The 19854-nt window shown below is 61.2% G+C and carries 18 protein-coding genes; 15 read left to right on the top strand and 3 right to left on the bottom strand.

What is annotated here, in order from left to right:
- The first annotated feature begins 107 nt into the window (after positions 1-107).
- The 5 genes from argJ to PH551_RS29555 all read left to right on the top strand — a co-directional run bounded on the left by argJ (position 108) and on the right by PH551_RS29555 (position 3240).
- The gene (argJ, locus tag PH551_RS29575) at positions 108-1349 is read left to right on the top strand and encodes a bifunctional glutamate N-acetyltransferase/amino-acid acetyltransferase ArgJ (RefSeq protein ID WP_285196109.1); all 1242 of its coding nucleotides are present in this window, start codon (positions 108-110) and stop codon (positions 1347-1349) included.
- Complete coding sequence (locus PH551_RS29570; RefSeq protein WP_085779609.1) at positions 1330-2136, top strand: GNAT family N-acetyltransferase; 807 nt, start codon at positions 1330-1332, stop codon at positions 2134-2136. Before argJ ends, PH551_RS29570 begins: the two co-directional genes overlap by 20 nt.
- On the top strand, positions 2133-2546 hold the full coding sequence (gene mutT, locus PH551_RS29565; RefSeq protein WP_085779608.1) for an 8-oxo-dGTP diphosphatase MutT: 414 nt from the start codon (positions 2133-2135) through the stop codon (positions 2544-2546). The genes PH551_RS29570 and mutT overlap by 4 nt, the downstream gene beginning before the upstream one ends.
- A gap of 126 nt (positions 2547-2672) precedes the next feature.
- Complete coding sequence (locus tag PH551_RS29560) at positions 2673-2990, top strand: hypothetical protein (RefSeq protein WP_285196091.1); 318 nt, start codon at positions 2673-2675, stop codon at positions 2988-2990.
- A gap of 82 nt (positions 2991-3072) precedes the next feature.
- Positions 3073-3240 carry a Flp family type IVb pilin gene (locus PH551_RS29555; RefSeq protein ID WP_085779607.1) on the top strand — a complete coding sequence of 56 codons (168 nt, stop codon included), beginning with the start codon at positions 3073-3075 and terminating at the stop codon, positions 3238-3240.
- Between the two features lie 15 nt (positions 3241-3255).
- Here PH551_RS29555 and PH551_RS29550 read toward each other — a convergent pair whose 3' ends face one another.
- Entirely contained in the window at positions 3256-4140 is an 885-nt protein-coding gene (locus tag PH551_RS29550) for a methyltransferase domain-containing protein (protein WP_285196090.1), read from the bottom strand.
- A 77-nt stretch (positions 4141-4217) separates the two neighbouring features.
- Between PH551_RS29550 and PH551_RS29545 the strand changes: the two genes are divergently transcribed.
- From PH551_RS29545 to PH551_RS29530, 4 genes are read left to right on the top strand one after another with little or no spacing between them, the layout of a single operon-like run.
- Entirely contained in the window at positions 4218-4994 is a 777-nt protein-coding gene (locus PH551_RS29545; RefSeq protein WP_285196089.1) for a ComF family protein, read from the top strand.
- 33 nt (positions 4995-5027) lie between these two features.
- A complete protein-coding gene (gene grxC / locus PH551_RS29540; RefSeq protein WP_085779605.1) occupies positions 5028-5285 on the top strand; it encodes a glutaredoxin 3 in 258 nt (85 codons plus the stop codon).
- 10 nt (positions 5286-5295) lie between these two features.
- Positions 5296-6153 (top strand): carbon-nitrogen hydrolase family protein, encoded by an 858-nt coding sequence (locus tag PH551_RS29535; protein ID WP_285196088.1) that lies wholly within the window; start codon positions 5296-5298, stop codon positions 6151-6153.
- A complete protein-coding gene (locus tag PH551_RS29530; RefSeq protein ID WP_085779603.1) occupies positions 6150-6578 on the top strand; it encodes a DUF1178 family protein in 429 nt (142 codons plus the stop codon). Before PH551_RS29535 ends, PH551_RS29530 begins: the two co-directional genes overlap by 4 nt.
- A gap of 64 nt (positions 6579-6642) precedes the next feature.
- On the opposite strand, the gene ubiG is transcribed toward PH551_RS29530, so the two are convergent.
- On the bottom strand, positions 6643-7389 hold the full coding sequence (gene ubiG / locus PH551_RS29525; protein ID WP_097601640.1) for a bifunctional 2-polyprenyl-6-hydroxyphenol methylase/3-demethylubiquinol 3-O-methyltransferase UbiG: 747 nt from the start codon (positions 7387-7389) through the stop codon (positions 6643-6645).
- Between the two features lie 294 nt (positions 7390-7683).
- Here ubiG and PH551_RS29520 point away from each other — a divergent pair, with 294 nt between their 5' ends.
- The 6 genes from PH551_RS29520 (at position 7684) to clpB (ending at position 17206) form a co-directional block, all read left to right on the top strand.
- On the top strand, positions 7684-8958 hold the full coding sequence (locus tag PH551_RS29520; protein WP_064686444.1) for an aspartate kinase: 1275 nt from the start codon (positions 7684-7686) through the stop codon (positions 8956-8958).
- Between the two features lie 89 nt (positions 8959-9047).
- Complete coding sequence (ptsP, locus tag PH551_RS29515) at positions 9048-11315, top strand: phosphoenolpyruvate--protein phosphotransferase (RefSeq protein ID WP_285196087.1); 2268 nt, start codon at positions 9048-9050, stop codon at positions 11313-11315.
- A 28-nt stretch (positions 11316-11343) separates the two neighbouring features.
- Complete coding sequence (gene prfA / locus PH551_RS29510) at positions 11344-12423, top strand: peptide chain release factor 1 (protein ID WP_097601642.1); 1080 nt, start codon at positions 11344-11346, stop codon at positions 12421-12423.
- Positions 12420-13280 (top strand): peptide chain release factor N(5)-glutamine methyltransferase, encoded by an 861-nt coding sequence (gene prmC, locus PH551_RS29505; protein ID WP_285196086.1) that lies wholly within the window; start codon positions 12420-12422, stop codon positions 13278-13280. Before prfA ends, prmC begins: the two co-directional genes overlap by 4 nt.
- A 343-nt stretch (positions 13281-13623) precedes the next feature.
- Positions 13624-14352 carry a DUF4167 domain-containing protein gene (locus PH551_RS29500; RefSeq protein ID WP_285196085.1) on the top strand — a complete coding sequence of 243 codons (729 nt, stop codon included), beginning with the start codon at positions 13624-13626 and terminating at the stop codon, positions 14350-14352.
- A gap of 253 nt (positions 14353-14605) precedes the next feature.
- On the top strand, positions 14606-17206 hold the full coding sequence (gene clpB / locus PH551_RS29495; protein ID WP_085779597.1) for an ATP-dependent chaperone ClpB: 2601 nt from the start codon (positions 14606-14608) through the stop codon (positions 17204-17206).
- Between the two features lie 55 nt (positions 17207-17261).
- Here clpB and PH551_RS29490 read toward each other — a convergent pair whose 3' ends face one another.
- A complete protein-coding gene (locus PH551_RS29490; RefSeq protein WP_285196084.1) occupies positions 17262-19202 on the bottom strand; it encodes a M23 family metallopeptidase in 1941 nt (646 codons plus the stop codon).
- Between the last annotated feature and the right edge of the window lie 652 nt (positions 19203-19854).

The raw sequence follows: 19854 nt of genomic DNA, 5'->3' as shown, positions 1-19854 counted from the left end.
CATCAGGGCCCGGTTCTTCCGGGCCCTTCCGTATCGTTGTTGTCGCATTTCCGGACGGCGAGCCGGTTCTTTCAGTCGCCGGGAAATGCTCATTGGCAGGTTTCATCATGTCCGGTTCCGTTTCGCCGCTCGCCCCGAAATCCTTCGTTCCGATGCCTTCGCTGCGCGGCGTGCGCATGGCGACGGCTTCGGCCGGCATCAAGTACAAGAACCGCACCGACGTGCTGATGATGGTCTTCGATAAGCCGGCATCGGTCGCGGGCGTCTTCACCCGTTCCAAATGCCCCTCCGCGCCAGTCGATTTCTGCCGTGCGAACCTGTCCCACGGCACTGCGCGCGCCGTCGTCGTCAATTCCGGCAATGCCAATGCCTTTACCGGCATGAAGGGCCGCCAGGCGACCGCGCTGACGGCGAAGTCGGCTGCTGCGGCCGTCGGCTGCGGCGAAAACGAGATCTATCTGGCATCGACCGGCGTCATCGGTGAGCCGCTCGATGCCACCAAATTCGCTGGCGTTCTTGACAGGATGCAGGCCGAGGCGACCGGCGATTTCTGGTTCGAAGCCGCCAAGGCGATCATGACGACCGATACCTATCCGAAAGTTTCGACCCGCAGCGCCGAGATCGGCGGCGTGGCCGTGACGATCAACGGCATTGCCAAAGGCGCCGGCATGATTGCGCCCGACATGGCGACTATGCTCTCCTTCGTCGTCACCGATGCCGATATCGCCTCCGAAGCGCTACAGGCGCTTCTGTCCGATGGCGTCGGGCCGACCTTCAATTCCATGACCGTCGACAGCGACACGTCCACCTCCGATACGCTGATGCTGTTTGCGACGGGGGCTGCGGCCGAGGACGGCCAGGCCCACATCGAACGCGCCGACGATCCGCGCCTTGCAGCTTTCCGCGCCGCCCTGAACGAAGTGCTGAAGGACCTTTCGCTGCAGGTTGTGCGCGACGGCGAAGGCGCCACCAAGATGCTCGAAATCACTGTAACGGGCGCCGAGAGCGATGCCGCCGCCAAGCGCATTGCGCTGTCGATCGCCAATTCGCCGCTGGTCAAGACGGCGGCCGCCGGCGAAGACGCCAATTGGGGCCGTATTGTCATGGCCGTCGGCAAAGCCGGGGAGATGGCGGATCGTGACCGGCTTGCCATCTGGTTCGGCGATATCAGGGTCGCCGTCAACGGCGAGCGTGACCCGGATTATTCCGAGGCCGCCGCCTCGAATGTGATGAAAGCGCAGGACATCCCCGTTAAAGTCGATATTGGCCTCGGTACGGGGTCGGCAACCGTCTGGACCTGCGACCTCACCAAGGAATATGTTGCAATCAATGGCGACTATCGGAGCTGATCGTCCATTGGGCCAGGCATCCATATCTTCAAAGAATCTGCCGTTGGTCCGCAGGCTGGAGGCCGTCGGCTTTCGCGCCTGGCCGGCGGCTTCCGTGCAATATGACGGCAGCTGGCAGGTGCGGCTGACGGCGGGCCACCCGTCCAACCGGCTGAATTCCATTGTGCCGCTTGACCCCTCGGACCATCGCGACGTCGAGATCCGTCTGGAAAAGGCGAGCCGGAAGTTCGAGGCCTATGGCCGCGCCGCCGTGGTCCGTCAGACACCGCTCGCCTCGCCGGTGCTGATCGAGCTTCTCAGCGCCCGGAACTGGACACGGTTCGACGAGACTGTGGTGATGACCTGCGATCTCACCGAGGCCGAGCTGCCGGACACTCTCGATCATCTGCCGACCCACGATGTCGGTCGTTTCGTCGATGCCAACCTGGCGGTCGACGGGGCGCCAGTGAGCCTGAAACCGGCGCTTGCCGAAATCATTTCGGCGATCAAGCCGCCGTCGGGGCTTTTCCTCATCGAGAATGCCGTGGAGGGACCGCTCGCGACCGTGCTCTGCGTCCAGGATAACGATCTTGCCGGCATCATGTCGCTTTCGGTCTGCGAAACGCGACGGCGCGAAGGGCTCGGCACCGAAATCTTGACGTCAGCGCTACGCTGGGCGCGCATGCGTAGCGCCCGTTCGGCCTGGCTGCAGGTCAAGCTTTCCAATCGCCCGGCCATCGCGCTTTACGAGCGCCTCGGGTTTCGCGACGCCTATCATTATTGCTATTGGCAGCGAGGGTCGCGATGAGCGAGGCAGGCCGGAAGATATTGCTGGTCGCCGCCTGTGCGCTGATCGATGCCGACGGGCGTATCCTATTGGCACAGCGTCCTGAGGGAAAGTCGCTGGCGGGGCTCTGGGAGTTTCCCGGAGGGAAAGTCGAGCCCGGCGAGACTCCGGAGGAGACGCTGGTGCGCGAGCTCGAGGAGGAGCTTGGTGTGAAGACCAAGATCGCCTGCCTGGCGCCGCTCACCTTTGCCAGCCATTCCTACGAGACGTTCCACCTGCTGATGCCGCTTTATATCTGCCGGCGCTATGAGGGGATTGCCCAGGGCCGCGAGGGGCAGGCTCTGAAATGGGTGCGTGCGCAGGCGCTACGGGATTACCCGATGCCGCCGGCCGACGAGCCGCTGATCCCGATGTTGCAGGATTTACTTTAGCATTAGCTGATTATTGTCTCGCCGCGGCATTTTCGGCTGTGGATATTAATGGATCGTTTAACACCTTCTGCCAAAGATCGGCCTCAATCAAGCATCTGGCGTGCGTGTATTAAAAGGCTTGACGTCATGGACGATGATTTCTGGAAAGCTGTCCGGGAAAAGGAACGGGCTTCGTCTGCCTCGCGCAGGACCGGTGCGCTCAATATCGCCCTTCTGTTCGGCACGGCGGTGGTCGCGTTGACGTTGATTCTGACGCCCATGCTTGCGGATTCCTCGAAGAAAAGCGTCTTTGCGAACGCACCGGTCGATTTCGATACGATCACGACCGGATCGATTCCGAAGAACGAAAGCGGCAAGCACTATACGATTCGTCGTAGCGTGCTTCAGGACACGCCCGGCTCAGTCTGCGTCGTCCAAGGCTACGGCGTCGGCGCCGGTTGCTGAAGCCGGACGCTTGGAATGACGGCCATCGCTCGGTGGCTGCGGAATTGATCGATGCAGGCGGTTCACGCAGAAGGTTGGGGTAATGCGTCTTTGGAAAGCATTTCTTGCAGATGACATCGGCGCAACGGCGGTCGAATACGGCCTGATCGCCGCCATCATTTGCACGGCGCTTGTCTCCGGTCTCGGCATCTTCACCGGCAGCCTGCAGAACGTCTTCAACGTGGTCAGCAACAATATCACTGTCAATTGAAGAAGCTGCGGACGATCACTGCTTGAGCTTGTGTTCGTCCACTTTCAGCGCGTCGGCAAGGCGTGCTTTGGCCGAGCCCGGCTGGAGCGGCTTCTGTTGGCTCTCGTGCGGAGCCCATCCGGAGACATAGATGATCGAGAATGTCGCGCGAATGCGTCCGTCGGGATCGGAATATCGTTCGGCGTAGATCTCTGCGGCGCGCAGGAAGAAGGCGCGCGTCAGCGGCATGCGGCTGCGGGCTGCAAGCGGATTGCTCATGCCCATCCCCCTGAGATCGCGCATCAGCGGGAAGAGCGAGTCATATCGGACCGTATAGTTCTCTGCGTCGATCACCGGCAGGGTGAAGCCGGCGCGCTGCATCAGACTGCCGATATCGCGCACATCGGCGAAGGGAACGACACGGGGGCTTGCGCCGCCCGTCGTCTCGACCTCGGCGGCCAAAAGCACTTCACGCAGTTCCTGCAGCGTGCCGGCGCCGGGAATGGCCGCCAGGAACAGGCCATCCGGCTTCAGGGCGCGCCGAATCTGGATGAAAACGCCGGGCGTATCGTTGGTCAGATGCAGGCTGAGCGGTGCGAGGATGAGATTAGCCGATTGCGGCGGAAGCGGCACCTCCTCGAGCGGCGCCTCGATCAAGGTTTCGCCCGGGCCCGTATAGGCCCGTTCGCTCTCGACGCGGATCATCGCGCCGATCTTGCCCGTCGCCAGCGCCGCGCGGGCGGCTGCACCGGTCGTGCCATGCAATTCAACGGCGGTGTCGAAGCGCCGCTCGACGACATCAAGCCTCTCGGCCATTTCCTCGGCGGCGATGTCGAGCAGGAAAGCGGCTTTCAGGTCGTTGTTAACAAGCGCGCGATGGCGATGTGCGGCGATCAGGGCTCTGTCGAAGATCGTTTCCATGGGAATGTCCATAGTCCCGGCTCGCTGAAGCGGCAAGGCGATTTTCCTTTCGAAGAGAACAGGCTAGTCTCGACCTTATGAAACGGATCCAACCCGAATGGCCGGCAGATTTGCTCCGGGCGCATCTCCTGCGACCGTTTTCGGCGCTCGCCGATTTTCTCTATCCGCCCGCCTGTTCCGTCTGCGGCATTTCGACCGGCGACCATCGCGGACTATGTGCGAAATGCTGGTCCGGCATCCGATTCATCGAGCGGCCCTATTGCGAAGTGCTCGGCATTCCCTTCTCGCATGATCTCGGCGTCGGCATCCTCAGCGCCGAGGCGATCGCCAATCCGCCGCCTTTCGACCGGTTGCGGTCAGCGGCGACGCACGATCATGCCATCCGAGATCTCGTTCACGGGTTGAAATATCGCGATCGTACCGATCTGGCGCCGATGATGGCCGGCTGGATGCTGCGCGCTTCCGACGGCGCGGTGGAAAGCTGCGATGCGCTGATCCCGGTGCCGTTGCACCGCACCCGCATGCTGGCGCGTAAGTTCAACCAGGCTGCCGAACTTGCCCGCCATATGGCGAGCCTATCGGGCAAGCCGCTGCTTGCCGCAACGCTCATCCGCGTCAAGCGCACCAGTCAGCAGGTCGGCCTCGGCGCCAAGGCGCGCGAGGACAATGTCAGAGGTGCTTTCGCGATTGCCAAAGGCTGCGAGAACGACGTTTTCGGCAAGCGTATCGTGCTTGTCGACGACGTCTATACGACCGGGGCGACGGTCGCCGCCGCCAGCCGGACGCTGCGCAAGGCGGGTGCGGCCGAGATAACGGTTTTGACCTTTGCAAGGGCTCTCTCCGAGCCTATATGACAGAAAAATACCCGGCATTCGTCTGGAGATATCATGGTACCCGTCACGATCTATACACGGCAGTTCTGCGGCTATTGCAGCCGCGCCAAGTCCCTTCTCGAACAGAAGGGTGTCGACTATGTCGAGCATGACGCTACATATTCGCCGGATCTCCGCCAGGAGATGATCGGCAAGGCGAACGGGCGCACGACATTTCCGCAGATCTTCATCGGCACCAAACATGTCGGCGGCTGCGACGACCTCTTCGCGCTCGACCGGGCCGGCAAGCTCGATCCGATGCTGGCGGCCTGAGGACGAACCGATGAGCTTCAGGGCCGCCGCCGTCCAGATGTGCTCCGGGGTCGATCCGGAAAAGAACGCCGCAGCGATGGCGCGGCTGGTGCGCGAGGCTGCCGCTCAAGGCGCGACCTATGTGCAGACACCCGAAATGACCGGAATGTTGCAGCGTGATCGGGCGGCGGCACGCGCCGTGCTTGCCGACGAGACTCGCGATATCATCGTCAAGACCGGTTCGGCGCTTGCAGCGGAACTTGGCATCTACATGCATGTCGGATCGACGCCGATCGCGCTTGCCGACGGCAAGATTGCAAACCGCGGGTTCTTGTTCGGTGCCGATGGGCGGATTCTCAATCGTTATGACAAGATCCACATGTTCGACGTCGATCTCGACAATGGCGAAAGCTGGCGCGAAAGTGCGGCCTATACGGCCGGCTCGGAAGCGCGCGTCCTGTCGCTGCCCTTCGCAGAAATGGGCTTCGCCATTTGCTACGACGTTCGATTTCCGGCGCTCTTCCGTGCGCAGGCGATCGCCGGTGCCGAGGTAATGACGGTTCCCGCAGCGTTCACCAGGCAGACCGGTGAGGCGCATTGGGAAATCCTGCTGAGGGCACGCGCGATCGAGAACGGCGTCTTTGTCATCGCTGCTGCGCAAGCCGGCCGCCACGAGGACGGACGCGAGACTTTTGGCAATTCGATGATTATTGATCCTTGGGGAACGGTATTGGTGTCCGCCGGCGCGACCGGCGAGGCGATCATCCTCGCCGAGATCGATCCCGGCGCGGTCAAGGCCGCCCGTGACAAGATCCCGAACCTGAGGAATGGCCGGGAATTCTCGGTCGAGAAGATCGCGGGGGCAGTCGCAGGAGGCGTCGCCGCTTGATCCGCTATTCCCTTACCTGTGACAATGCCCATGAGTTCGAAGGCTGGTTTTCGGAAAGCGCCGATTTCGACCGCCAAGTCGCCAGCGGCTTCCTGACCTGCCCGGTCTGCCATTCCGCCGCCGTCTCCAAGCTCCTGATGGCGCCTTCGGTGTCGACCGCGCGCAAGAAGGACGAGCGGCAGACGCTGGCGATGGACGCCATGCGCCGCGAGGCCCTGGAAAAGCTGAAAGAGGCGGTCGCGGCCGTCAAGGCCAATTCCGAGGATGTCGGTGCGAAGTTCCCTGAGGAGGCCCGCAAGATCCACTATGGCGAGGCGGATGCCCGCGGCATCATCGGGCAGGCGACGGTCGACGAGGCCCAGGCGCTCGTCGAAGAGGGCATTGAGATCGCCGCCATTCCAGTGCTGCCGGAGGACGTAAACTAAGATGCAGTCAGTGCACCCGGCCTTCTTGGCGGGAGCATCCGCCGAAGTGTAGCCGGCTTATTGATTATGCCGGCCGCTTCGCCAGCAACATATAGTTCACATCCATATCTCGGGACAGATTCCACTGGTTCGACAGCGGGTTGAAGAAGACGCCGGTGCGGTCGGTGATCTCGAGACCGCTTGCCGCGAGCGGCTTTTCCAATTCTTCGGGGCGCACCAGCTTTTCATATTGATGCGTCCCGCGCGGCAGCCAGCGCAAGATGTTCTCGGCAGCGAAGATGGCAAGGGCCGCCGCCTTCATTGTGCGGTTGATGGTGGCGACGAAGATCAGGCCGCCGGGGCGGACCATTTTCGCGCAGGTCGTCATGAAGAGTTCGACGTCGGCGACGTGTTCGACCACTTCCATGTTCAAGACGATATCGAAGGTCTCGCCGGCATCTGCAAGCTCCTCGGCAGTGACGGCGCGATAGTCCACCGGGACGCCAGACGCCTTGGCGTGGGTCGAAGCAATGCCGATGTTCTTCTCGGAAGGATCGGCGCCGACGACGGAGGCGCCCATGCGCGCGACGGGCTCAGACAGGAGGCCGCCGCCGCAGCCGATATCGAGCACGCGCAGACCTTCGAGCGGCCGGGCGTTTTTCGGATCACGGCCGAAATTCTCGCAGGCCTTGTCTCTTATATAGGCGAGGCGGACGGGATTGAACTTGTGCAGTGGCTTGAACTTGCCGGTCGGGCTCCACCATTCCGCCGCCATCGCCGAGAAGCGGTCCACTTCGCCCTGGTCGATCGTGCTTCTGGCGGTTTCCGTCATGGTGTTCTCCATCGTTCATGTCATGTGAAGTCGGACGATCGGGGGCATAAGTCAAGGGGCGGCGCATAAGGGAGGGGCGAGCGTGCAAATGGCCGGCAATTGCTTTTATCGTGTACGCTTGCCTCCCCCCGCCAAACTCGCTAAGAGACGCCGCAACTTGGGGCCTTCAGGGGCCTGGGCTTTAGAGCGGTTCCAGAAATGGAAGCCCGGCTCTTTCGCCAAGCGGTTCGCCCCAGAGCTTTCGTGATGCCGGGTCGGGTTTCCGCTGTCCGGCGCCAGTCGTGGTAGAGGCATATGGCACGCATCGTAATGAAATTCGGCGGCACGTCCGTCGCTGACCTGGACCGCATCAAGAACGTTGCCCGCCACGTGAAACGCGAAGTCGATGCCGGCCACGAGGTCGCGGTGGTGGTCTCGGCCATGTCCGGCAAGACCAATGAGCTGGTCGGCTGGGTGCAAGGCATGCCGAAGGTGATCGGCGCCAATTCTCCCTTTTACGATGCGCGCGAATATGACGCGGTGGTCGCTTCCGGCGAGCAGGTGACGTCTGGGCTGCTTGCGATCGCATTGCAGGCGATGGATATCAATGCCCGCTCCTGGCAGGGTTGGCAGATTCCGATCCGCACGGACAATGCGCATGGCGCTGCCCGGATTCTGGAAATCGACGGCTCCGACATCATCAAGCGCATGGGCGAGGGACAGGTCGCCGTTATCGCCGGTTTCCAGGGATTGGGGCCTGACAACCGCCTCGCCACTCTGGGACGCGGCGGGTCGGACACATCGGCCGTCGCCATTGCCGCGGCTGTCAAAGCGGATCGCTGCGATATCTATACCGATGTCGATGGGGTCTATACGACCGATCCGCGTATCGTGCCGCAGGCGCGTAGGCTGAAGAAGATCGCCTTCGAGGAAATGCTCGAAATGGCCTCGCTCGGCGCCAAGGTGCTGCAGGTGCGCTCGGTGGAGCTTGCCATGGTGCACAAGGTGCGTACCTTCGTGCGATCGTCTTTCGAAGATCCCGATGCTCCGGGCATGGGCGATCTGTTGAACCCGCCCGGAACGCTGATTTGTGACGAGGATGAAATCGTGGAACAGGAAGTAGTCACCGGCATCGCCTATGCCAAGGATGAGGCTCAGATCTCGCTTCGCCGTCTTGCCGACCGGCCGGGCGTCTCCGCCGCGATCTTCGGGCCGCTTGCCGAATCCCATATCAATGTCGACATGATCGTCCAGAATATCTCCGAGGACGGATCGAAGACCGACATGACCTTCACCGTGCCGTCAGGCGACGTCGAGAAGGCGATCAAGGTGCTCGGCGACCATAAGGAGAAGATCGGTTACGATGTCGTGCAGAACGAATCGGGGCTGGTGAAAGTCTCGGTCATCGGAATCGGCATGCGCAGCCATGCGGGTGTTGCTGCCACCGCGTTTCGTGCACTTGCCGAAAAAGGCATCAACATCAAGGCGATCACCACCTCCGAGATCAAGATTTCCATCCTGATCGACGGTCCCTATGCAGAACTCGCTGTCAGGACTTTGCATTCCTGCTACGGTCTGGATAAGAATTGATTCCCAGTGGGCGGCCTGCCCCTTCAGGTTGAGTAGACGAGGGCCGGCCTGCCGGGACTGAGTGCGTTGTTTCGGGAGCTTGAGACGCCATGAGAGACCTTTCCGGCGGTCCGCGCGTGCTGCTCAGGCGGCTGCGCGAGTTGATGGCAGAGCCGCTGGAGCCGCAGGATCGTCTTGACCGGATCGTCCGCCAGATTGCCAGCAACATGGTGGCGGAAGTCTGCTCCGTCTACGTGCTGCGCGCCGACGGTGTGCTCGAACTCTATGCGACCGAAGGCCTGAACCGAGAGGCGGTGCACCTGGCGCAGCTGAAGATGGGACAGGGCCTGGTCGGCACGATTGCGGCCTCGGCGCAGCCGCTGAACCTTTCCGACGCGCAGTCGCATCCGGCCTTCCGTTACCTGCCGGAGACGGGCGAAGAAATCTACCATTCCTTCCTCGGTGTGCCGATCCTCAGGACCGGGCGCTCGCTTGGCGTTCTCGTCGTGCAGAACAAGGCGAGCCGCAACTATCGCGACGAGGAAGTGGAAGCGCTCGAAACGACGGCGATGGTGCTTGCCGAGATGATCGCCACCGGCGAGCTCAAGAAGATCACCAAGCCCGGCCTCGAACTCGATCTGACACGCTCGGTGACGATCGACGGCGACACCTATAATGACGGCATCGGCCTCGGCTATGTCGTCTTGCACGAGCCGCGCATCGTCGTCACCAACCTGCTGAACGAGGATACGGAGAAGGAGATCCGGCGGCTGGCGGAGGCCATGGGGTCGCTCAGGATCTCGATTGACGACATGCTGTCGCGCCGTGACGTGTCGATGGAGGGCGAGCATCGCGAGGTGCTCGAAACCTATCGTATGTTCGCGCATGACCAGGGCTGGGTGCGCAAGCTCGAGGAGGCGATCCGCAACGGCCTGACGGCCGAAGCGGCGGTCGAAAAGGTGCAGAGCGACACCAAGGCGCGGATGATGCGGTTGACCGACCCTTATCTGCGCGAACGCATGCATGATTTCGAGGATCTGGCGAACCGATTGCTCAGGCAGTTGACGGGTTATACCGGGCGCACGACCGCCGAAGGTTTTCCCAATGACGCGATTATCCTGGCGCGGGCTATGGGGGCGGCCGAGCTGCTCGATTATCCCCGCGCCAATGTGCGCGGACTGGTGCTGGAAGAAGGGGCGGTGACAAGCCATGTGGTGATCGTCGCCCGCGCCATGGGCATTCCCGTCATCGGCCAGGCGGCGGGCGTTGTGGCGCTCGCCGAGAATGGCGATGCCGTGATCATCGACGCCGACGAAGGGCATGTGCATCTTCGCCCGATGGCCGATCACCGGCGCTCCTACGAAGAAAAGGTGCGCTTCCGCGCGAGGCGGCAGGAGCAGTTCCGGGCGCTGCGTGCCATCGAGCCGGTCACCAAGGACGGCCAGCGGATTTCGCTGATGATGAATGCCGGCCTTCTGGTCGACCTGCCGCAGCTCTCGGAATCGGGTGCGGAGGGTATCGGTCTCTTCCGCACCGAGCTGCAGTTCATGATCGCTTCGACCATGCCGAAGGCGGAAGAGCAGGAGCAGTTCTACCGTAATGTGATCAAACAGGCGGCAGGCCGCGTGGTCACCTTCCGCACGCTCGATATCGGCGGCGACAAGGTGGTGCCTTATTTCCGAGGCCATGAGGAAGAAAATCCCGCCCTCGGCTGGCGCGCGATCCGGCTGTCGCTCGACCGGCCGGGATTGTTGCGCACCCAGCTGCGCGCCCTGCTGAAGGCATCGGCCGGCACCGAGCTGAAGCTGATGGTGCCGATGGTGACCGAGGTTTCCGAGTTGAAGATGGTGCGCGAGCTCCTGCAGAAGGAAGTGCAGCATCTATCGCGCTTCGGGCATGGGCTGCCGCGCAAGCTGCAATTCGGAGCGATGCTGGAGGTACCCGCGCTGCTCTGGCAGCTTGACGAACTGATGGAGGCGGTCGATTTCGTCTCGGTCGGTTCCAACGACCTCTTCCAGTTTTCTATGGCGGTCGATCGTGGCAATGCGCGGGTGTCGGATCGCTTCGACCCTCTTGGCAAGCCTTTCCTGCGGATCCTCCGCGATATCGTGCGTGGGGCGGATCGGAACAAGACGCCCGTGACGCTTTGCGGGGAGCTTGCCGGCAAGCCACTTTCGGCAATGGCGCTGCTTGGCGTCGGCTTTCGCTCGATCTCGATGTCGCCGGCCTCGATTGGTCCGGTAAAGGCAATGCTGCTCGGGCTTGATGTCGGGGCACTGGCGAAGGTGATGGACGAAGTGCTGGACGATCATCGCAGCACGGTGCCGATGCGCGAGGTGCTTGCCCGCTTCGCCGAGAGCCACAATATTCCCCTTTAGAGAAATATAAGAAGAATCGGAGTGCAGGGTGGCGAAGCTTCCCGTTGAAAAGATGCGCGAGCTGGAACGCCGTTTCGGCGAGATCGAAGCGCGCATGTCGGCCGGTCCAGCCGCCGATGTTTATGTGAAGCTTGCATCCGAATATTCCGAGCTGCAGCCTGTCGTGACGAAGATCCGCGCCTATGAAAAGGCTGTCGCCGAGCTTGCCGATCTCGAAACGCTGCTCGAGGACAAATCGGTCGATCGTGAGATGCGAGACCTCGCCGAACTCGAACTGCCCGAGGTGAAGGAGCGGATCGAGGCGCTGGAGCAGGAGATGCAAATTCTGCTTCTGCCGAAAGATGCGGCTGACGAGAAAAGCGCAATCCTCGAAATCCGCGCCGGCACCGGCGGCTCGGAAGCAGCACTTTTCGCCGGTGATCTCTTTCGCATGTACGAGCGTTTCGCCTCCGAGAAGGGCTGGAAAGTCGAAGTGCTCTCGGCAAGTGAGGGCGAAGCCGGCGGCTATAAGGAAATCATTGCGACGATCACCGGAAGGGGCGTCTTCGCCAAGCTGAAATTCGAATCTGGCGTGCACCGCGTGCAGCGCGTGCCGGAGACCGAGGCGGGCGGGCGCATTCACACGTCGGCCGCGACGGTGGCGGTGCTGCCGGAGGCCGAGGAGATCGACATCGAGATCCGGCCGGAAGACATCCGCATCGACACCATGCGCTCTTCGGGAGCCGGCGGCCAGCACGTCAATACCACGGACTCGGCAGTGCGCATCACCCACCTGCCGACCGGCATCGTCGTCACCAGCTCGGAAAAATCGCAGCATCAGAACCGCGCCAAGGCGATGCAGGTGCTGCGCTCCAGGCTTTACGACGCCGAGCGGCAGCGCGCCGACAGCGAGCGCTCGGCCGATCGCAAGAGCCAGGTCGGCTCCGGTGATCGTTCCGAACGCATCCGTACCTACAATTTCCCTCAGGGGCGCGTCACGGACCATCGCATCAATCTGACGCTTTACAAGCTCGACCGGATGATGGAAGGGGAGATCGAGGAGGTCGTCGACGCGCTGATGGCCGACTACCAGGCAAGCCAGCTGGCGCAGCTCGGCGAACAGCAGTGAGCGCCACGGTCGCCGATACGCTTGCCGAAGCGCGCCGTCGTTTCACCGAGGCGGGCATTGTCGATCCGGCGACCGATGCGCGGCTGCTTGTCGCAGGTCTTTTGAAGCTGTCGTCGACGGAGCTGTTGACGCGGTCGGCTGAGAGGCTTTCACCTGAGCAGATTGATGTGATTTTCAAGGCGGTGGAACGCCGGCTCGGCCATGAGCCGGTGCATCGTATTCTGGGCGAGCGGGAATTTTATGGCCTGCCGCTTGGCTTGTCGGCGGAAACTCTGGAGCCGCGTCCGGATACGGAAATCCTGGTCGATACGGTGCTTCCTTATCTGAAGGACCTTGCAATGGCGCAACGGCATCTCCATATTCTTGATATCGGAACCGGGACTGGGGCGATATGTCTTGCGCTTTTGAGCGAATGTCCCGAGGCGTCAGGTATCGGCAGCGACATATCGTCGGATGCACTTCGGACGGCAAAGTCAAACGCAGAAAGAAACGGGTTGCAGGATCGCTTTGAGGCCGTGCAGTCGAGATGGTTCGAGAACATCCAGGGCTCGTTTCACGCGATTGTCTCAAATCCGCCCTATATTGCCTCCAATGTCATTCACGATCTCGCTCCTGAAGTGACGAAATTTGATCCGGTTGCAGCGCTGGATGGCGGCCCGGATGGGCTTGACGCTTACAAAGCCATAGCCAAGGATTCGGCAAGGTTCATGAGGCCCGAAGGGGTCGTGGGACTGGAAATCGGCTACGATCAGCGAAACGATGTGACGGCGATCTTCGAAGCGGAAGGCTTCAGGTGCCTCAAATCCGTGAAAGATTATGGTCAGAACGACAGGGCGCTCGTTTTCGCGCTCGCGTAAAAGGCGATAATTGCGGCATTGGGCGGGACATTATTGCTATTGCGAAGAAAAGGCTTGGATTTCCCAGGGAAGCAATATAGGTTGCGGACACGTGTTGGGCAGATAGGAATGAACGAGATTCGTTCGGTACTTGGTTTGCCTCGGGGGTCCGCTCTTTTAAACGAGAGTTTCAACGGTTGAACACGACCCAACGCGTGAATCAGTCAAACTGACTTGAGAACCAAGCGGCAGGTCGGCGCAAAGGCGCAGTATGCTCGCGGCACAAAGGTCCTGACCCGGTTTTCCGGTCATGGCGGTTGGTGCCATGTATCCATCACAAACAGAGAATTCAGGTGAACGATCTATGAGGCCAGGACAGCAAAACAAGCGCGGTCGAGGGCGTGGTAACAACAATAACAATGGCGGCGGCGGAAATAACAATAACAACAATTTCAACCGCAAGGGCGGCAACCCGCTGACCCGGACCTATGACAGCTCCGGCCCCGATGTGAAGATTCGCGGTACTGCACAGCATATCGCCGAGAAATATGCGCAGCTTGCCCGTGATGCCCAGAGCTCCGGCGACCGTGTGATAGCCGAGAATTATCTTCAGCACGCCGAACATTACAATCGGATCATCGCCAGCGCTCAGGCGCAGATGCAGGAGCGGTTCCAGCGCGACGATCGCAGTGACTACAATGACCGCGACGCGACGGATCGCGACAGCGACGACATCGATGTCAGCGACAATGACGGCGACGATGTCGTCGTCGTCCAGCCGCCGCAGAGCAGACAGCATCAGCCGCCGGCGCAGACAAAGCCGGCGCCGGCACCAGTTGCGGCGCCTGCCCCGGCACCCCAGCCCGAAATCATCGACGGAACCGGCCCACAGCCGGAGATCGAAGGCATTCCAGCCGAGGTCGCCATGGACGAGGAAGGCTCTGCCGGCCAGTCACGCGAACGCCAGCCCCGTCGTCGTAGCCCCGGCAATCGTCCCCGTCGCCCGCGTCGCGGCGCAGACGGCGATGCAGCCCCCGAAGGCGAGGGTGCTTCCGCCGAGGCACCGGTTCTGGCTGATGCCGCATCGGAATAAGGGATCTGGCCGCTCCTTTCGGGGAGAGCCTGGTACTTATGCCATCTGTTCGAATTTCCTTGAAAATCCCCGGCCTTCGTACCGGGGATTTTCGTCTTATGGGCTCTTTAAACTCCCGGAACAGCGTACCATATTCTCTTCGACTGCTTCGCCCAAATCCCAGACGGGCCAAGCGCGACCTGCCTTTTCAGGGGGTCGATCTCAATCATCGGTCTGCGCCTCGTAAGGGCAGGGCGATCAATGGAGGTAGAATATGAATATCGAGAAATATTCCGAGCGGGTGCGCGGTTTCATCCAGTCGGCCCAGACCTATGCGCTGGCGCAGGGGCATCAGCAATTTTCACCCGAACACGTGCTCAAAGTTCTGCTCGATGACGATCAGGGCATGGCCGCGTCGCTGATCGAGCGTGCTGGCGGCGATGTCAAGGCTGCTCGCCTCGCCAATGACGCGGCTCTTGCCAAGTTGCCGAAGATATCAGGCGGCAACGGCAACATCTACTTAGCGCAGCCGCTCGCCAAGGTGCTTTCGACCGCGGAAGAGGCGGCCAAGAAAGCCGGCGACAGTTTCGTCACGGTCGAACGTCTGCTGCAGGCGCTGGCGATCGAATCCTCGGCTTCGACCTATTCGACGCTGAAGAATGCAGGCGTGACGGCCCAAGGCCTCAACCAAGTCATCAACGATATCCGCAAGGGCCGGACGGCGGATTCCGCCAGTGCCGAGCAGGGCTTCGATTCACTCAAGAAGTTCGCCCGCGACCTCACTGGCGAGGCCCGCGAGGGCAAGCTCGATCCGGTGATCGGCCGTGACGATGAGATCCGCCGCACCATCCAGGTCCTGTCGCGCCGCACCAAGAACAATCCGGTGCTGATCGGCGAGCCGGGCGTCGGAAAGACCGCGATCGTCGAAGGTCTGGCTCTGCGCATCGTCAACGGTGACGTGCCGGAATCGCTCAAGGACAAGAAGCTGATGGCGCTCGACATGGGCGCGCTGATTGCCGGCGCGAAATACCGCGGCGAATTCGAAGAGCGGCTGAAGGCCGTGCTCAATGAAGTGCAGGCGGAAAACGGCGAGATAATCCTGTTCATCGACGAAATGCACACGCTGGTCGGTGCCGGCAAAGCGGACGGGGCGATGGATGCCTCGAACCTTCTGAAGCCCGCCCTTGCCCGCGGCGAGCTGCATTGCGTCGGCGCGACAACGCTCGACGAGTATCGCAAACATGTCGAGAAGGATCCGGCGCTTGCGCGCCGCTTCCAGCCCGTCGTCGTCGACGAACCGACGGTCGAAGACACGATATCGATTCTGCGCGGACTCAAGGAGAAATACGAGCAACATCACAAGGTGCGCATCGCCGATGCGGCGCTGGTCGCCGCCGCGACGCTGTCCCACCGCTATATCACGGATCGCTTTTTGCCCGACAAGGCGATCGATCTGATGGATGAGGCAGCGGCGCGACTGCGCATGCAGGTGGATTCCAAGCCGGAAGAACTCGATGAACTCGACCGCCGGATCATTCAGATGAAGATCGAGCGCGAGGCGCTGAAGAAGGAAACCGACGTTGCTTCCGCCGACCGGCTGAAGCGGCTTGAGACCGAACTCACCGCGCTTGAAGAGGAGGCCGATGCGCTTACGGCCCGCTGGCAGGCGGAAAAGCAGAAGCTCGGCCTTGCCGCCGATCTCAAGAAGCAGCTCGACGATGCCCGCAACGAACTGGCGATCGCCCAGCGCAAGGGCGAGTTCCAGCGCGCCGGCGAACTGACCTACGGCGTCATTCCGGATCTCGAAAAGCAACTGGTCGAAGCCGAGAAGCAGGACGGCGAGCGCGGCGCGATGGTGCAGGAGGTCGTCAGCCCCGACAATATCGCCCATGTCGTTTCCCGCTGGACCGGCATCCCGGTCGACAAGATGCTGGAAGGCGAACGTGACAAGCTGCTTCGGATGGAAGACGAGCTGGCAAAATCGGTGATCGGCCAGGGCGATGCGGTTCAGGCCGTGTCGCGCGCCGTCCGCCGCGCCCGCGCCGGCCTGCAAGATCCGAACCGGCCTATCGGCTCGTTCATCTTCCTCGGCCCGACCGGCGTCGGCAAGACGGAGCTCACCAAGGCGCTCGCCCGCTTCCTCTTCGATGACGAAACGGCGATGGTGCGCATGGACATGTCGGAATACATGGAGAAACACTCCGTCGCCCGACTGATCGGTGCACCTCCCGGCTACGTCGGCTATGACGAAGGCGGAGCGCTGACGGAAGCCGTACGCCGACGGCCGTATCAGGTCGTGCTGTTCGACGAGATCGAGAAGGCACATCCCGACGTCTTCAACATCCTGCTGCAGGTGCTTGACGACGGACGGCTGACAGACGGCCAGGGCCGGACAGTCGATTTCCGCAATACGATGATCATCATGACCTCGAACCTCGGAGCCGAATATCTGACGCAGCTCCGGGACGGCGACGATAGCGATACGGTTCGCGAGCAGGTGATGGATGTCGTGCGTGGGCATTTCCGGCCGGAATTCCTGAACCGCATCGATGAGATCATTCTCTTCCACCGCCTCAAACGCGAGGAGATGGGTGCGATCGTCGACATTCAGCTGAAGCGGCTGGTGGCATTGCTGTCCGAACGCAAGATCGTCATCGACCTTGACGAGGACGCTCGTCACTGGCTGGCGAACAAGGGTTACGATCCGATTTACGGCGCAAGGCCGCTGAAGCGGGTTATCCAGAAGTTCGTGCAGGACCCGTTGGCCGAGCAGATCCTGTCGGGCCAGGTGCCGGACGGATCGACTGTCAAGGTGACGAACGGCTCGGACCGGCTGCAGTTCAGCACGCGGCAGACGGTCAGCGCTGCGGCTTAATTTAGTTTGCTTCGGAATGAGAAATGGCGGCTTGGGCCGCCATTTCGTTTAGAGATTACTTGCTCGCCACCTGCTCCGGCGTCGGGTTGTTCAGCAGCGTATCGATACGCTTTCGCTCGTCTTCGAATTTCGCCAGCGCCTCGCCCTGCAGCGACTTCCCGCCCGGAAGGCGGATGCGCAACGGATCGACCTTGGTGCCGTTGACGATCAGCTCGTAATGCAGGTGCGGGCCGGTTGATTCTCCCGTGGTGCCGACCCAGCCGATCACCTGGCCCTGACGTATTTTCGCGCCGGGAACGACGCCTTTGGCGATGGCGCTCTGGTGATTGTAGGAGGATTCGTAGCCATTGGCATGGCGGATGATCGTCTGATTGCCGTATCCGCCGGAATCCCAACCGGCTTTTTCGACTGTGCCATTGCCGGCGGCGATGATCGCGGTGCCACGTGGCGCGGCCCAATCGACGCCTGTATGCATTCGGGCGAAACCGAGGATCGGGTGGCGGCGCATGCCGAAGCCCGATTTGAAAATGCCGTTCGGAACCGGGTTGCGCAACAGGAACTGGCGAATGCTCTTGCCGTTCTCGTCGAAGTAATCGACCGTCCCGTCATCGGGATCCTGGAAGCGATAGAAGCGCGTTTGCGTATCGCCAAAACGAGCATTGACGTAGAGCAGTTCGGAATCCTCGGTCGCCTGTCCGCTGCTGTCGGCGACGGAGAAGAAAGCCTCCAGCTTATCGGTCGGTCTCAGCTGCGCCTGGAAATCGACGTTGCTTGCGAGCAACTTGATGATCAGCGCGGTCATATCCTTGGTCATGCCGTAGGAAAGGGCGGCACGATAGATTCCGTCATAGACGCGCGGCAGGTTCTGTCCAGGCGGCGGAGCGAATGTATTGTCATCGAAGGCCGTGGCGATCGCATCCAGCATCGGCGGCTCGCTGCCCGGCACATACTTGCCCTTGTCGTCCAGGGCCACGGTGACCAGATGGCGAGTGCCGCGGTAGACGCTGGCGCGGATGATCTTTGCCTGTTCGCCCTTCTGGATAATGCCGATGCGCAGCACGTCACCCTTTTCGAGATCGCTGGCGCCGAGTTGCTGCGAGATATAATTGGCAATGCCATCGGCATATTGCTGTGGATAGCCTGAGTCCGTAAGCGCCTTGGCGATCGATGTATCCGCGCGAACCGGAAGGATGTCGTCGGCGAATTCTTCGGTCTGCGGCGTGATCGATTCCGGCGCAGAGACCGTCATGTTCTGCTCGAGCACGCGGGCGGACAGGCCTGCGGTCAAATCGACATCGGTTTCCTCGTTGGAGAAACGACGCGGATCGACGTAATAGAGGGCCGCAAGCTGCGTATTGCCGTCGGTGAGCACGGAGCCGTTGGAGCGGACGTTTTCCTCGACCTCCTCAAACGACAGGCCAGAGGCCATTTTCATACTGGTCTTGGCGGTCGGGAAGGGAACGGTCTTCAGACTGACTTCGGATTCAACGTCGGAGCCATAGAGTGCGCCGGTGCGGCTCTGCGGGGCGGGCTGCGGTTCGTCGGCGGAAAATATCGCCAGGGGATCGAAATCGGGGTAGTCCTCGGTCGCCACGTGGTTGGCGGCCAGCGTCATCTTCACATGCGCGAAAGGCTGGCGGCGCACGACCTCCTTCTCGCCGTCGTGGACAACGGTCGATACTTCCATGATCGCCCGGTCCGAAGGTTTTGCGGCGATGGCGGGCGCGATCAGCCGACCGCCACGGACGACGCTCGTGTCCACATGCGCCTCTGCGACGGCACTCGCATAGGCCTCGGCAGGAATCGCAAGCTGCTGGCGGCCATCAAGCGCGGCAAAAAGGGCGACGCCCATCAGGACAGAGGATGTGATGCCGGTGAGGAACGTGCCCGAGAGCCAGCGCAAGGAAACTTCGCGCTTGTCAGGCGCACGCCTGCCGTCAGCCAGAAGCGGAGGCTCGTTGCCCAACGAGCGGATCATCATTTTCTCCGTCATCATGGCAGTCGGGTCCGCGTCCTTACATTTGACGTCTCTGGAAGCATGTCTCGGCCATCCTGGCTGGGGCGAAAGATGTGCATATTTTGGGCACCGAAGTCAAATCGTGCACTGGAAAGGCAGCCTATCTGCATTTGCCTGTGTGAATCATGTGTACGTAAAGACCAGCAGATTGTGATCATGTCGGGGCGCGAGAGACGAAAGGGCGCTCTTTCCACGAAAAGCCGACGAATGTTCACTTCTCCGGCTCGGTGGAGACAGCTCAGAAAACCGGAAAATGAGCGCACCGACAGGCTCCACAGAAATTTCTTATGAAAAAACAATGGCTTGAAAGAAAAATGATTTTTTTCGAAAAGCGCTGTTGACTTAGAAAAGGGGGTGGGATTATAAGCCCACTCACTGACGAGGGCGGCGGCGCTGCTGGCGACGAAGTCTCTCGTTCTTAAGAAACTCAAGCGAATTGGCGGATTGCTGGTTTGTTGCTTCGGGCTTAGGTTTGGAGCGGGTTTTGGTGACGGCTTTTGGTCGTCTGTTATTTGACAATTGAAGATTGGAAGAAAGAGAAACGTGGGCGGCGGAGCTTGCGGGATCTGAGAGATTGGATCCTTTGAAAGAGACTTTGGCGGTCACGTTTATCAAGAGAAGTTACACTGGT

This window comes from Rhizobium atlanticum (genome assembly GCF_030182485.1).
Taxonomy (GTDB): Bacteria; Pseudomonadota; Alphaproteobacteria; order Rhizobiales; family Rhizobiaceae; genus Rhizobium.
This window is presented reverse-complemented; position numbering and strand designations above follow the sequence as displayed.

Coding starts and splice junctions, on each gene's coding strand:
- clpB (WP_085779597.1), top strand. CDS start 14,606: ATGAATATCGAGAAATATTCCGAGCGGGTGCGCGGTTTCATCCAGTCG.
- PH551_RS29550 (WP_285196090.1), bottom strand. CDS start 4,140: ATGGAAACGATCTTCGACAGAGCCCTGATCGCCGCACATCGCCATCGC.
- PH551_RS29500 (WP_285196085.1), top strand. CDS start 13,624: ATGAGGCCAGGACAGCAAAACAAGCGCGGTCGAGGGCGTGGTAACAAC.
- PH551_RS29560 (WP_285196091.1), top strand. CDS start 2,673: ATGGACGATGATTTCTGGAAAGCTGTCCGGGAAAAGGAACGGGCTTCG.
- PH551_RS29520 (WP_064686444.1), top strand. CDS start 7,684: ATGGCACGCATCGTAATGAAATTCGGCGGCACGTCCGTCGCTGACCTG.
- PH551_RS29490 (WP_285196084.1), bottom strand. CDS start 19,202: ATGATGACGGAGAAAATGATGATCCGCTCGTTGGGCAACGAGCCTCCG.
- PH551_RS29545 (WP_285196089.1), top strand. CDS start 4,218: ATGAAACGGATCCAACCCGAATGGCCGGCAGATTTGCTCCGGGCGCAT.
- ptsP (WP_285196087.1), top strand. CDS start 9,048: ATGAGAGACCTTTCCGGCGGTCCGCGCGTGCTGCTCAGGCGGCTGCGC.
- argJ (WP_285196109.1), top strand. CDS start 108: ATGTCCGGTTCCGTTTCGCCGCTCGCCCCGAAATCCTTCGTTCCGATG.
- PH551_RS29555 (WP_085779607.1), top strand. CDS start 3,073: ATGCGTCTTTGGAAAGCATTTCTTGCAGATGACATCGGCGCAACGGCG.
- PH551_RS29570 (WP_085779609.1), top strand. CDS start 1,330: ATGGCGACTATCGGAGCTGATCGTCCATTGGGCCAGGCATCCATATCT.
- PH551_RS29535 (WP_285196088.1), top strand. CDS start 5,296: ATGAGCTTCAGGGCCGCCGCCGTCCAGATGTGCTCCGGGGTCGATCCG.
- grxC (WP_085779605.1), top strand. CDS start 5,028: ATGGTACCCGTCACGATCTATACACGGCAGTTCTGCGGCTATTGCAGC.
- ubiG (WP_097601640.1), bottom strand. CDS start 7,389: ATGACGGAAACCGCCAGAAGCACGATCGACCAGGGCGAAGTGGACCGC.
- mutT (WP_085779608.1), top strand. CDS start 2,133: ATGAGCGAGGCAGGCCGGAAGATATTGCTGGTCGCCGCCTGTGCGCTG.